At 62.9% G+C, this 13070-nt stretch carries 15 protein-coding genes and 1 tRNA gene; 5 read left to right on the top strand and 11 right to left on the bottom strand.

From position 1 onward, the window contains the following. Window positions 1-266 precede the first annotated feature (266 nt). Window positions 267-503, bottom strand: coding sequence for a hypothetical protein (locus A3AU_RS0117255; RefSeq protein ID WP_027053968.1), 237 nt, complete (start codon window positions 501-503; stop codon window positions 267-269). A 126-nt stretch (window positions 504-629) separates the two neighbouring features. After that, entirely contained in the window at window positions 630-812 is a 183-nt protein-coding gene (locus A3AU_RS1000000138005; RefSeq protein WP_209444657.1) for a hypothetical protein, read from the bottom strand. Window positions 813-890: 78 nt separating this feature from the next. Between A3AU_RS1000000138005 and A3AU_RS0117245 the strand changes: the two genes are divergently transcribed. Then, complete coding sequence (locus A3AU_RS0117245) at window positions 891-1106, top strand: hypothetical protein (RefSeq protein WP_027053967.1); 216 nt, start codon at window positions 891-893, stop codon at window positions 1104-1106. A 497-nt stretch (window positions 1107-1603) separates the two neighbouring features. Here the strand turns inward: A3AU_RS0117245 and A3AU_RS0117235 are convergent, their stop codons facing one another. The 5 genes from A3AU_RS0117235 to A3AU_RS0117215 all read right to left on the bottom strand — a co-directional run bounded on the left by A3AU_RS0117235 (window position 1604) and on the right by A3AU_RS0117215 (window position 4712). Next, complete coding sequence (locus A3AU_RS0117235) at window positions 1604-2452, bottom strand: glutathione S-transferase family protein (RefSeq protein ID WP_027053966.1); 849 nt, start codon at window positions 2450-2452, stop codon at window positions 1604-1606. A gap of 28 nt (window positions 2453-2480) precedes the next feature. Beyond that, a complete protein-coding gene (locus A3AU_RS0117230; RefSeq protein ID WP_027053965.1) occupies window positions 2481-3062 on the bottom strand; it encodes a VOC family protein in 582 nt (193 codons plus the stop codon). Window positions 3063-3749: 687 nt separating this feature from the next. After that, a tRNA-Glu gene (locus A3AU_RS0117225) sits at window positions 3750-3824 on the bottom strand. Between the two features lie 91 nt (window positions 3825-3915). Beyond that, complete coding sequence (locus tag A3AU_RS0117220; protein WP_027053964.1) at window positions 3916-4323, bottom strand: VOC family protein; 408 nt, start codon at window positions 4321-4323, stop codon at window positions 3916-3918. Further along, the gene (locus tag A3AU_RS0117215) at window positions 4320-4712 is read right to left on the bottom strand and encodes a hypothetical protein (RefSeq protein ID WP_027053963.1); all 393 of its coding nucleotides are present in this window, start codon (window positions 4710-4712) and stop codon (window positions 4320-4322) included. The genes A3AU_RS0117220 and A3AU_RS0117215 overlap by 4 nt, the downstream gene beginning before the upstream one ends. Window positions 4713-4738: 26 nt before the next feature. On the opposite strand from A3AU_RS0117215, the gene A3AU_RS0117210 reads away from it, so the two are divergent. Next, window positions 4739-5794, top strand: coding sequence for an RluA family pseudouridine synthase (locus tag A3AU_RS0117210; RefSeq protein ID WP_027053962.1), 1056 nt, complete (start codon window positions 4739-4741; stop codon window positions 5792-5794). A 212-nt stretch (window positions 5795-6006) separates the two neighbouring features. Then, window positions 6007-6918 (top strand): RNA polymerase sigma factor RpoH, encoded by a 912-nt coding sequence (gene rpoH / locus A3AU_RS0117205; RefSeq protein ID WP_027053961.1) that lies wholly within the window; start codon window positions 6007-6009, stop codon window positions 6916-6918. Window positions 6919-6996: 78 nt separating this feature from the next. Here the strand turns inward: rpoH and A3AU_RS0117200 are convergent, their stop codons facing one another. The 4 genes from A3AU_RS0117200 to A3AU_RS0117185 all read right to left on the bottom strand — a co-directional run bounded on the left by A3AU_RS0117200 (window position 6997) and on the right by A3AU_RS0117185 (window position 9518). After that, window positions 6997-7869 carry an MBL fold metallo-hydrolase gene (locus A3AU_RS0117200; RefSeq protein ID WP_027053960.1) on the bottom strand — a complete coding sequence of 291 codons (873 nt, stop codon included), beginning with the start codon at window positions 7867-7869 and terminating at the stop codon, window positions 6997-6999. A 139-nt stretch (window positions 7870-8008) separates the two neighbouring features. Then, window positions 8009-8668: a peroxiredoxin gene (locus tag A3AU_RS0117195; RefSeq protein WP_027053959.1), complete on the bottom strand. Its 660-nt coding sequence runs from the start codon at window positions 8666-8668 to the stop codon at window positions 8009-8011. 201 nt (window positions 8669-8869) lie between these two features. After that, window positions 8870-9235 carry a cell division protein ZapA gene (locus A3AU_RS0117190; RefSeq protein WP_027053958.1) on the bottom strand — a complete coding sequence of 122 codons (366 nt, stop codon included), beginning with the start codon at window positions 9233-9235 and terminating at the stop codon, window positions 8870-8872. A gap of 10 nt (window positions 9236-9245) precedes the next feature. Beyond that, entirely contained in the window at window positions 9246-9518 is a 273-nt protein-coding gene (locus A3AU_RS0117185; RefSeq protein WP_006200774.1) for a DUF4164 domain-containing protein, read from the bottom strand. Window positions 9519-9790: 272 nt separating this feature from the next. Here A3AU_RS0117185 and tkt point away from each other — a divergent pair, with 272 nt between their 5' ends. Then, entirely contained in the window at window positions 9791-11782 is a 1992-nt protein-coding gene (gene tkt, locus A3AU_RS0117180; protein WP_027053957.1) for a transketolase, read from the top strand. Window positions 11783-11935: 153 nt separating this feature from the next. Next, window positions 11936-12946: a type I glyceraldehyde-3-phosphate dehydrogenase gene (gene gap, locus A3AU_RS0117175; RefSeq protein WP_027053956.1), complete on the top strand. Its 1011-nt coding sequence runs from the start codon at window positions 11936-11938 to the stop codon at window positions 12944-12946. Window positions 12947-13070 lie beyond the last annotated feature (124 nt).

The following is a 13070-nucleotide window of genomic DNA, read 5'->3' as shown; positions in this document are numbered from 1 at the left end:
CACTCGATGCCAGGCGATTCTGGGACCGGCCGCCACCCAATATCGACTACGCGCCGCAGGCCGCCAACGACGCCTTTCCTGTGCCGCCACAGCCACCCGGACGAGTTTCGGAGCAGAGAGTTTCGAAACCTGCCATGCACAGACGGCGCCAGACGCGATTTTCACCATCGCCTCCCCCGCCGTCGGACCCGGAAAAGCAATTGGCGTGCAAGAATGTAAGCGAGCCAGGACAGCGGGTCCGCATGGTCTGCGAGTAAACGCAGCCCCTATAGCGATGCCGCGCCCTTCTTCGGTTCCTTTGCGCCAAGCTTGTCGAGCGCAAGACGAACCTGGCGCAAATCGTCCTGCCAGCCGTCATCGTCGCCCATCGGGCTTTCCGACGCGGCCCGCTGCAGCCCGCGCGCCTCGGATTCGATCTCACGCAACTCGGCGATCTTCTGGTCGTTGGTCAGGGAGCCGTCCTCGACGATCTCCAGAACCCTCATTTCCCTGAACGTAGCCATGGCGTTCCTCCCGGCCGGTGTCGATCACAACGCCGTGAGCGTCCCTCTGTTCCAGATGGATCCAATACCGAGTGCACCATGAGCCCGCCGCAACCCTGTTATCCGATGGATGCGCAGGCACTGTGGTCATTCAGCTGGGAAGAAGACCGGGCCGACCACGCGCACCGGCCGCATGCCGGCCTTGATCGACTGCGGCTGAGAGGCGCCCGCGGTCTCGGTTCCGGATTGCGGGACCGCCGCAACGCTACCGAGGTCCGGCTTTGGCCGCGGGGGGAGAATGATGGCGTTGCTCATGTTTGTCGGCGTCAACGATCAATCCGGCGTTACCGAAGCTTGAGCCTGAAACCTTTGCCTGACCGCGGCGTTGATAGGCAGAGGAGAACGCGGATGTCGATCCACTTCACGGTATCGGAACTGACAAGAAACCTTTTCCATTCTCTCGGGCTGGATCATGAGCGCGCGCCACGATCGCTCAATCCCGAGGAAAATCTGTTGCTCGAGTGCTATCTGGCCGGGCAAATCCCGGAATCGGCCTGGAGCGATTATGTCTTCGAGACACCGGACCTGGCACGGCATGCCCAGGCGCGGCGCCCGAGCCATTGAGCAACTGGCTCTGGAAGGAAAGGCTGGCGCTGACGCGCGCTAAGCCCTGGCGGCGGCGCGAAAAGCTATTGCTCCGGTGAAACCAGTTGCAATGTGAAACCTTGCCGCCGATGCCTCTCGCCAGCGCCGGTGAAAAGGTCAGGGGCGTGCAATTCTCGACGGCCGCGATAGCCGCATCTGCGCGCCTTGTCGTCGCCTGCCACCTTGGCGGTAGGCCGCGCCGGACCGATCAGCGAGCCGTAGCGCTTGAAGCTGAAGCTCTGGGTTACGGTGGAATTCCCGGAATCCGCCGACGGCGTCCGGCACGCCTGTATGCCGGTCCGATATCGTCCATCGTATTGAGCGTCGCGGCTGTGACGCGATGCCCCGGCATGAGGTCCGAAAAAAGCAAAAAGGCCGGCACGGAGCCGACCTTTCCTTCCACCGGTAGTGCGCCAGTACATCCGTGGTCGCGCGGTGAATTCCAGACAGTAGACAGGGCTTTGGTTAACGAATCCTTAAGCTGAAGCCTTTGCCTGCGACCTCACATAGGCGATGTAGCCGCGCACGTCGCCGGCCGGCTCGGCATAGGCCTTGCCGAGCTTCTTCTCGATCGCTGCCATGTACTCCTTCGCCCATTTGGGCAGCGCATAGTCGATGACCGCCAGAAACTCGAGCGTCGCCGCCAGCCGGATGTCGGCGATCGACGGGTGCTTGCCGCCGATGAACGGCTTGCCGTCCCGGAAGAAGCTGTGGAAGACCTCCAGCGGCTCGGCGATCGCGGCCATCGCTGCCTTCTGCGCTTCCGACTTCTTGTCGGGATGGGCATCGCTGTGGCCGACCTCGCCGGCATAGTGCGGGAAGCCCAGCGCCGGATAGGTGGCGCGCGCCACATAGGGGTAGAGCGTTCCGATCAGGTAGAACATGGCGCTGTCGACCATCGCCCGCTTGGCCGGCGCCTTCGGATAGAATTTCTCCAGCCCGTGCTTGTTGGCGAGATACTGCATGATGGCGCAGCTTTCCCAAAGCACGCCCCTGGGCAGCCCCTTGTCCTCGATCATCGGCGTCAGGTGCGCCGGATTGCGCGCCATGTATTCGGGCGAGCGCGTGTGGCCCCAGGCGTCGGTCTCGGCCGCGTCGAAGCCGGCCGCGCGGGCAAACACCCGCACCGCCAAGTTGTTGACGCTCGGCTTGAGCATGGAGAGCTTCAGTGCGGGCTTTTTCGCCGGCTTGGCCTTGGCGGTCTTCGGCGCCGACTTTTTGGCTGCCGGTTTTGCCGCGGCCGCTTTTGCCGCCGGCTTGGCGGCGGCTTTCGGCTTTACCTGTGCAGCTGATTTCCCAGCACTCTTGGTCACTGTCTTTGCCATTGTGGTCCTCCCTCTGTTTTTGTGGCCGTCAGTATGGATTCTTCGGCGCCCGGTCGTCCGACAAGGTCGCGCGGGAGCTCTCGACAAGCGCCTGGATCGCGTCGGCAAGGTGCACCTCGGCGATGTTGTAGTCGCCGCGTGCAACGCGCAGCCTGTGCGCTTGCATCAGCACGTCGGCATGGGTGAAACCCGCCGGCGGCTCGAAGCGGTAGGAGGCGAGTTCGATCAACAGGCCGAGCGGATCCTCGAAGTAGATCGAATCCATGAAGCCGCGATCCTTGACGCCGCTGTGCTTGATGCCGCGCTCGTCGAGCCGGGAGACCGCCTGCAGGAAGGTGACCCGCGACACCGAAAAGGCGATGTGGTGCACGCAACCGGGATCGGTCGGCGTGCGCCGCTTCTGCGGCGTGCGGCTCTCATCGGTGAAGACGGTGATCAGCCGGCCGTCGCCCGGATCGAAATAGAGATGGCTCTCGCTGGCCTTGTCGAGGTTGGGCTGCTCGAAGATGAACGGCATGCCGAGCACGCCTTCCCAGAAATCGATCGAGGTCTGGCGCCCGGCGCCGACCAGCGTGATGTGGTGGACGCCCTGCGCTTGCAGTTTCTGCATTGGCCCTCTCCCCGCGGCATCGGTTGCCCGTCAGGATCTGCCTGGCACCCGGCGTTCTGTGTGCCGCTTCAGCCGTGCCTCGAAATCCATGACGTGATGCTAATGCAATCGGCCGCGCCGCGCCAGCGGCGGCAAGCCTTCTCGTCGCAAGACGGTGAAACCGCTTTTAGCCGCAAAAGCCTGCGGGATCTTTTCGAGGGATGGACGATGGTGATGCGAAAGCCACCTCGTCAAATCCTGGCTGAAGCAGGGACTAAGCGACGGCCCTGAGTTCAGCTTCCGCCAGCGTTCCCAGGCCGCCGCACTCGGTGCAGGTGACGGTCTTGCCTGGGCAACTGGTCTGGTGCGTTCCTTGCGGGCAGCAATGCCCTTTTGACGCACTCCATCTGGAGCAATCGAAAAGCTTGCCGCCGCCATGGCAGCGCGAGCACATCATCTTTACCGAGGCCATTCCAACTCTACCCGACCCAAAATCCGCCGTCCGCGGACACTACCCTCACGCGCCAAGTAACAGAGATTGCTGCGCTTTCAAGCGTCGCAGCCTGACTTAAATTGGGTGGATTCGGGCATATGGAGACGTCGGGTTTTCGCAGGCTTTGCGAACTTTCCCGGCCAAGCACAACCCACGCGGGTGCGTGACTGGATGATGTTCGATGATTTGGGAGATCAACTATCGAATCGTGTGCTTGGTACGCCCAAGGGGAATCGAACCCCTGTTCCCGCCGTGAGAGGGCGGTGTCCTGACCGCTAGACGATGGGCGCGCTCAAGAACCGGCGATATAGGCTGACGGCCGGGAAAAAGCAACTGGGGTTTGGCGGCTTTACCAGATCGAATGAAAAGCCGCCCGCGAGGTTACCGCTTGGGCTCGATCAGGTCCCAGAGATTGCCGTGCAGATCGGCGAAAACCGCCACTGTCCCATAGGGCTCGAAACGCGGCGCCTCGCGGAATTCGACGCCCTTCTCCAGCATCGCCGCATGGTCGCGGGCAAAGTCATCGGTTTCGAGGAACAGGAAAACCCGGCCGCCGGTCTGGTTGCCGATGCTCTGTCTTTGTGTCTCGTCGGACGCCTCGGCCAACAGCAGCCTGGCGCCCTGATCGTTGGCCGGCGCCACCGTGACCCAGCGCTTGCCGCCGCCGAGATCGACGTCTTCGACGAGCAGGAAACCCAGCCGCCCGACATACCAGGCGATCGCCGCGTCATAATTGGCGACGACCAGCGCTACGGTTGCGACACGGCGATGTTCGGCAAAGCCGCTCATTTGTTGCGAATTGCAAACTGGCCGATCATACGACGCTCGGCGATATCATAGACGAAGATCGCGCGACTGCCGTCGGTGAGTTCCGCATCGATCGAGACGCGATTGCCCGACAGCGTCTGGCTGATCACTTTCGCGCCGACCGGCAGCACGATATCGCCGCTCAGGGGCTCGCCGGCGGGCACCTGGATGTCACCGGCCAGCGGCGGGGCCACCGGTGGCGCCTTGCGGGCTTTGTAGACAATCGCCGCGATCACCACCATAAGAGCCAGCAACAGCAGGCCGAGATTGATGGCCATGAAGCGGACGAGCTTGCCACGCATCTTTTCGACCTCGGGGTCGAGCGGCTTTTCCTCGCCTTCGGAGACTTCATCGGCATTGGGCCGGGCCATGGCAAATATTCCGGAACGGTTTTTCGATGAGCGCTCATAGCGAAGAGGCCCCCCAATTGATAGAGGACGAATTCACGGAAGCCGAGCCGACCGTGCTGGTCGCGGGCGCGGATGCGGCCGGCCAACGTCTCGATCAATGGCTGGCCGCTCAGCTTGGCCCCGACATGTCACGCAGCCGCGTGCAGATGCTGATCCGGCAGGGCGCGGTTTCCATCAACGGCAAGCCGGTCGAGGAAACCAAGCGCAAGATGATCCCAGGCGAAAGCGTATCGGTTGCCATGCCGGAGCCCGAGCCGGCCGAACCGCGGGGCGAAAATATCGCGCTCGATGTGCTCTACGAAGACAACGCGCTGATCGTCATCAACAAGCCGGCGGGGCTGGTCGTGCATCCCGGCGCCGGCAACTGGACCGGCACGCTGGTCAACGCGCTGATCCATCATTGCGGCGACAGCCTGTCAGGCATTGGCGGCGTGCGCCGGCCGGGCATCGTGCACCGTCTCGACAAGGAGACCAGCGGCGTCATGGTCGTCGCCAAGACCGACCGCGCCCACAAGGCGCTGTCCGAAGCCTTCGCCGACCATGGCCGGACCGGCGATCTCGAGCGCGCCTATCTGGCTTTGGTCTGGGGCATACCGCAAAGGCCGACCGGGACGGTCGACGCACCGCTCGGCCGCGCCGCCGACCGGGTGCGCCGTGCAGTGGTGCCGGAAGGCCGCGGCGACGCCCGCCACGCCGTCACCCACTTTGCCGTTCAGGAGCGTTTCGGCGAAAAACAGCAGGAATTCGCCACGGCAAGCCTGGTCGAATGCCGGCTGGAAACCGGCCGCACCCACCAGATCCGCGTCCACATGGCCCATATCGGCCACCCCGTCATCGGCGACCCGGACTACGGCCAGGCCTTCCGCACCAAGGCCAACCGGCTGCCGGACCCCCTGAAAAGTCGGGTCAAAGCATTTTCCCGGCAAGCTTTGCATGCCTGGCTCCTTGCATTTCGCCATCCCGATACCCATCTACCGATGAGGTTCGAGGCGCCGATACCGGGGGACATGGAGGAACTCGTCGGCGGCTTCCGCGATTTTTGAACCCGCCATCAACCGGCTCGAAACCAGCCATCAAAAAACCTGACTGGCATTGTTCACTTCAGCGTGACACACTGTTTCGTGTTGAACAAATGCCTGTCTTTTCTGGTTTTGTTCCTGTATAAGGTCTGACGTCGCGAGCGAGCCTTTTGGTGCTCGCGTCACATGCCCGCCGCGTTTCGGGGGCATCACTCCAATAGAGAGGGGGCGCTATCATGGCCCAGTCACTACCCAGTATCGTTTCCGGCGAAGGCGGCCTCAGCCGCTATCTGGAAGAAATCCGCCGCTTTCCCATGCTTCAGCCGCAGGAAGAGTACATGCTCGCCAAGCGTTATGCCGAGCATGAAGACACCTCCGCCGCGCACAAGCTCGTCACCAGCCATTTGCGGCTCGTTGCCAAGATCGCCATGGGCTATCGTGGCTACGGCCTGCCGATCGGCGAGGTGATCTCGGAAGGCAATGTCGGCCTGATGCAGGCCGTCAAGAAATTCGAACCCGAGCGTGGCTTCCGCCTCGCGACCTACGCCATGTGGTGGATCAAGGCCTCGATCCAGGAATACATCCTGCGCTCGTGGAGCCTGGTCAAGATGGGCACGACCGCCAATCAAAAGCGCCTGTTCTTCAACCTGCGCAAGGTGAAGGGCAAGATCCAGGCGCTGGATGACGGCGACCTCAAGCCTGACCAGATCGCCGAGATCGCCACGCGGCTGAACGTTTCCGAGGCCGAGGTGGTGTCGATGAACCGCCGCTTGTCCGGCGACGCGTCGCTCAACGCCCCGATCCGGGCGACGGAAGGCGAGTCCGGCGAATGGCAGGACTGGCTGGTCGACGACCACGAAAGCCAGGAAGAAATGCTGATCGAGCAGGACGAGCTGGAAAACCGGCGCGGCATGCTGTCGGGCGCTCTTGCGGTGCTCAACGATCGCGAGCGGCGCATCTTCGAGGCTCGTCGCCTCGCCGAGGAGCCGCTGACGCTGGAAGAGTTGTCGGCCGAATTCGACATCAGCCGCGAGCGCGTGCGCCAGATCGAGGTGCGTGCCTTCGAGAAGGTGCAGGATGCGGTCAAGGCCGCCGCCAAGCGCCAGACCCAGGCGCTGCGCACCATCGAGGCGCAGCCGGCGGCTTAAAAAGTCGGCTTCGGCAACGAAACACAAAGGCGGCGTCAGGAAACTGGCGCCGCCTTTTTCGTACAAGCTGCGATTGCCTCAAAGCCCATCCAGCGGAAACTTCAGATACCGCCTTCCATTGGCTTCCGGCTCCGGCAGCCGGCCGCCATTCATGTTGACCTGCAGCGCATGCAGGATCAGCCGCGGCATTGGCAATGTCTTGTCGCGTGCCTCGCGCAGCGCCACGAACTCGGCCTCGCCGCGCGCGGCGACGAGATGAATGTTGCTGGCCTTCTGCACGGCAACCGTGCTTTCCCACAAGGGCTCGCGGCCGCCGGCCTGATAGTCATGGCCGACGAAGACGCGCGTCGCGTCCGGCAATGCCAGTATGTCCTGGATCGAGCGCCATAACCGTGCGGCACTGCCGCCGGGAAAATCCGCCCGCGCCGTGCCGCTGTCGGGCATGAATAGCGTGTCATGGACGAAGGCGGCGTCGCCGATCACGTAGCTGATCGAGGCCAGCGTATGACCGGGTGAGAACAGCACCTTGACCGGCATGGTCCCGATCCGGAAAGTCTCGCCCTGCGTAAACAGCCGATCCCACTGCGAACCGTCGGCGGGAAAATCCGGCCAGTTGTAAATCACCTTCCACAGCTTCTGGACGTCGACGACCCTGTCGCCGATCGCCGTCGGCGCTCCGGTCTTCTGCTTCAGGTAGTGCGCGGCCGAGAAATGATCAGCATGCGGATGGGTGTCGAGAATCCACTCGAGCTCGAGCCCGCCTTCCCCGATGAAATCGAGCAGGGCATCGGCGCTCTTCGTACCGGTTGCGCCGGATTTCTCATCGAAGTCGAGGATCGGATCGATGATGGCGCACCGCTTCGTCGCCGGATCGGTGACGACATACTGAATGGCCCCGGTCGGCTTGTCATAAAAGCCCCTGACCTCAGGTCTTGCCAAAGCCACGTCCAACCGAGCTCTCCAACCAGCCGGCAGGAACGATTTTCTCCGCCGGACCCCAACGGGAGCATGGTTGTCCGCCAAAGCGGGCCAGTCAAGCATGACTTGGCCCGCTAGGTCGGAAAAGGCAAAATCCGTTCCGGTACCTGCCTCAGGCCGACGGCTGCTTGGTCTTCCTGAGATAGGGCAGGATGGTCTCGAAGGCCCCGAAGCGCTTGATCGCATCCTCGTTGGAAACCGCGGCCGTGATGATGACGTCCTCGCCCTGCTTCCAGTTGGCCGGCGTCGCCACCTGATGCTTGGCGGTAAGCTGCATGGAATCGACCGCACGGAGGATCTCGTCGAAGTTGCGGCCCGTCGTCATCGGGTAGGTCAGCACCAGCTTGATCTTCTTGTCCGGGCCGATGACGTAGACCGAGCGCACGGTGGCGTTGTCGGCTGGCGTGCGGCCTTCCGAGGTTTCGCCGGCGCCGCCGGGCAACATGTCGTAAAGCTTGGCGACCTTGAGGTCCTTGTCGCCGATCAGTGGATAGTGCACCGTTTGGCCGGTCGCCGTCTTGATGTCGGCCTGCCACTTGTCGTGGCTGGCAACCGGATCGACGGAGATGCCGATGATCTTGACGTTGCGCTTCTTGAACTCGCCTTCCAGCCCCGCCATCGTGCCAAGCTCGGTCGTGCAGACCGGGGTGAAGTTCTTCGGATGGCTGAACAGGATCGCCCAGCCGTCACCGATCCAGTCATGGAACTTGATTGACCCTTGCGTGGTCTCGGCGGTGAAATCCGGCGCAATATCGTTGATACGAAGGCTCATGGCACATCTCCCCTGTAACTAATCCCGTCGGCGCGGCAGGCCTCAATCAAGGCGCGCCTGCTCCGGCCCGCCGCATCTTAGCGCAAAAATCGCGACTGCAAGATAATATGAAACTCTTGTCGGCGGCGGAATGAGCATTTTCATGCTGCCGATGGCATCGGCGCAAGGGACTTCCAGTTGCATGGGAAGGCTTGGGCCGGCTCAGGCCTTGTTGATCGCCAGCGTCGCAGTCAGATCTTCCATGCGTTGCGCTAATGCGCCGAGCGCGCTTGTCATCACGCTGTCGCTCTTGTCGGCCTTGGTCAGCGCCTCGTCGCGCGTCTTGCGCAAGGTCAGCACTTCGCTTTCCATACCCTTGACGCGTTTCTGCAGCTCAGAGAGTTCGTCCATCACCATGATGCCGGCCATGACGGTCAGCCGCTGGTCGCCGATCTCGCCAAAGGAATCCTTCAGGTGCGAGACATAGCGGTCGAAGCGCTCGGCAAGGTCCATCAGATGTTCTTCCTGGCCTTCGTCGCAGGCCATGCGGTACTGTTTGCCGTCGATTGAAACCGTGACCTGTGCCATGGGCCAGCTCCTATCTGTCCAACACGGCGCGGATGGTTTCCATGGCGGTCACCAGCCGTCGCGAGACTTCCTTGTTGGCGTCCTCCAGCCGTTCGGCGCGCGCTTCGGAATTGTCGAGTTCCTGCGCCAGCCGGGAACGGTCGGCATTCATCCGCTGCACTTCGGCCTCGGCTTCCGAGTAGTCGCGTTCATGCTCGAGCTTGGCCGCGACGGCGTTTTCCAGCCCCTCGATGGCCTTTCCCAGCCTGGCGATGACTTCTTTGAGCGTGGTTTCCCCGGTCATGGCCTTCGTCCTGCCCTGCCCATCACCGAATCGTTCGTGTTCAGAACGCGTTATGTCGGAAACATTAGGCACCGGGTGAAGGCGACGTCAACAAAGCTCTCGCGACTGTCCCCTGCTAACGCTAATGTAGGTCGCTTCACCAAGCCTCAACGCCATCACAAGAGTGGCAAATCTGCACCCGATTTGTTGACTAAAAGCCCGCGCCTGCTATGTGTCGCGCACCCTTTTCAAGGGCTCTCCCAAGCCCCCAAACCCCCACCCCTGGAGGAACCATGACGTCGCGTGAACAACATGACCGGATGGCCAATGCGATCCGTTTTCTCTCCATGGACGCCGTCGAGAAGGCCAATTCCGGCCATCCCGGCCTGCCCATGGGCTGCGCCGACATCGCCACGGTGCTGTTCACCCGCTTCCTGAAATTTGACGCCAAGGCTCCGCACTGGGCCGACCGTGACCGCTTCATCCTGTCGGCCGGCCATGGCTCGATGCTGCTCTATTCACTGCTCTATCTGACCGGCTACGAGGACATGACCCTCGACCAGATCAAGAATTTCCGCCAGCTGGGATCCAAGACCGCCGGCCATCCCGAATACGGCCACGCCACCGGCATCGAGACGACGACCGGCCCGCTTGGCCAGGGCCTCGCCAATTCGGTCGGTTTCGCCCTCGGCGAGCGCATCATGAACGCCGCCTTCGGCAACGACCTCGTCAGCCACTACACCTATGTGCTGGCCGGTGACGGCTGCCTGATGGAAGGCGTTTCCCAGGAAGCCATCGCGCTGGCCGGGCATTTGAAGCTCAACAAGCTGATCGTCTTCTGGGACAACAACAACATCTCGATCGACGGTCCGGTCTCGCTTGCCGACAACACCGACCAGGTCGCCCGCTTCCAGGCCTCCGGCTGGAACGCCAGCCATATCGACGGCACCGACCCGGAAGCGATCGCCTACGCCATCGAAGCCGCCCGCCATTCCGACAAGCCGACCATGATCGCCTGCAAGACGACCATCGGCTTCGGCGCCCCGACCAAGGCCGGCACCAACAAGGCGCACGGCTCGCCGCTCGGCGCCGACGAGATCGCCGGCGCGCGCAAATTCTTCAACTGGGAATCGCCGCCCTTCGAGATTCCAGCCGACATCCTGGACGCCTGGCGCACTGCCGGCAAGGCCGGCGCCAAGCCGCGCGCCGACTGGGAAGGCCGCCTCGCCAAGGCCGAACCGAAGCTGAAGGCCGAGTTCGAGCGCCGCCTTTCCGGCAAGCTGCCGTCCAATTTCGACGCCGTCATCGCCGACTACAAGAAGAAGCTCTCGGCCGACAAGCCGAAGGTGGCGACGCGCAAATCGTCGGAAATGGCTCTGGAAGTCATCAACGGCGCCGTGCCGGAAACCATCGGCGGTTCTGCCGACCTGACCGGCTCCAACAACACCAAGACCAGCCAGACCAAGAACATAACGCCCGACGATTACGGCCAGCGCTATGTCCATTACGGCATCCGCGAGCATGGCATGGCGGCCGCCATCAACGGCCTGACGCTGCATGGCGGCCTCATCGCCTATGGCGGCACGTTCATGTGCTTCTCCGACTATGCCCGCCCGTCGATGCGGCTTTCCTCGCTGATGGGCATCCGCTCGATCTTCGTCATGACCCATGATTCCATCGGTCTGGGCGAAGACGGCCCGACCCACCAGCCGGTCGAGCACCTGGCGGCGCTGCGCGCCATCCCCAACCACAATGTCTTCCGTCCGGCCGACGCGGTGGAAACCGCCGAATGCTGGCAGATCGCGCTCGAATCCGAAAAGACGCCGTCGACCCTGGCTTTGACCCGCCAGAACCTGCCGACGGTCCGCACCGAGCATTCGGCCAAGAACCTGAGCAGCCAGGGTGCCTACGAACTGGCCGCGGCCAGCGGCGAGGCGGCGGTGACGATCTTCGCCACCGGCTCCGAGGTCGAGATCGCGCTCGGCGCCCGCGACCTGCTCGAGAAGCACGGCCACCCGACCCGCGTCGTGTCAGTACCTTGCTTCGAACTGTTCGATCAGCAGAGCGAGGCCTATCGCAAGAAGACGATCGGCAACGCGCCGATCAAGATGGCGATCGAGGCCGGCATCCGCCAGGGTTGGGATCATCTTATCGGCTCGGACGGCATCTTTGTCGGCATGCGTGGCTTTGGCGCTTCGGGCACCATCGAGCAGCTCTATCCGCATTTCGGCATCACCGCCGAAGCGGCCGCAAAGGCGGCGGAGACCCGCCTGCACGGCAAGTGATATCGGTGTCCGGCCCCGAGAACCGCTCTGGCGTTTCGCGGGGCTGGACCAACCTAATCGATTTAAATTCGGCCCTCTGCGGCTGGATTCTTGTGCCGTCCGCCGCTATGAAGCAGCGGATCTATCCGCCTTCCAGCTCCCAGGGAGAGAAAAATGACCGTCAGAGTTGCCATCAACGGATTCGGCCGCATCGGCCGCAACATCCTGCGCGCCATCCATGAATCCGGCCGCAAGGACATCGACGTCGTCGCCGTCAACGATCTCGGCCCGGTCGAGACCAATGCCCACCTCTTGCGCTACGACAGCGTGCACGGCCGCTTCCCTCACGAGGTGAGCGTCGATGGCGACCAGATCACCGTCGGCAAGGAGAAGTTCAAGGTTACCGCCATCAAGGATCCGACGCAGCTGCCGTGGAAGGACCTCGGCGTCGACATCGCGCTCGAATGCACCGGGATCTTTACCGCCCGCGACAAGGCCGCCGCGCACCTGACCGCCGGCGCCAAGCGCGTGCTGGTCTCGGCACCCGCCGACGGCGCCGACCTGACCGTCGTCTACGGCATCAACCACGACCAGCTGACCAAGGACCACATCGTCATCTCGAACGCGTCGTGCACCACCAACTGCCTGGCGCCGCTGGCCGCCGTGCTGCACGACACGGTCGGCATCGAAAAAGGCATGATGACGACGATCCACTCCTACACCGGCGACCAGCCGACGCTGGACACCATGCACAAGGATCTCTACCGCGCCCGCGCCGCGGCCCTGTCGCAGATCCCGACCTCGACGGGTGCGGCCAAGGCGATCGGCCTCGTGCTCCCCGACCTCAAGGGCAAGCTCGACGGCATCTCGATCCGCGTGCCGACCCCGAACGTCTCCGTCGTCGACTTCAAGTTCATCGCCAAGCGCGCCACCACGGTGCAGGAAATCAACGAAGCGGTGATCGCCGCCTCGAACGGCAGGCTGAAGGGCATTCTCGGCGTCACCCATCACCCGAATGTCTCGATCGACTTCAATCATGATCCGCGCTCGTCGATCATGGCGCTCGACCAGACCAAGGTGATGGACGGCAACTTCGTTTCGGTGCTGTCCTGGTACGACAATGAATGGGGTTTCTCCAATCGCATGGGCGATACCGCCGTCGCCTTCGGCAAGACCATCGCCTGATCGCGGGCTCTCGTCTCACGGCTTTGCAGACGCCCGGCTTTGCCGGGCGTTTTCATTTGCCGAGGCAGCAACAAAATCAGCGGTATAGGCCAAAAACCACCCTCCCGCCTTGCACTGGTCACGC

This window comes from Mesorhizobium erdmanii USDA 3471 (assembly GCF_000472705.1).
GTDB classification, from domain to species: Bacteria; Pseudomonadota; Alphaproteobacteria; order Rhizobiales; family Rhizobiaceae; genus Mesorhizobium; species Mesorhizobium erdmanii.
The sequence above is the reverse complement of the archived record's forward strand: the minus strand, read 5'-3'. Positions and strand labels throughout refer to the sequence as shown.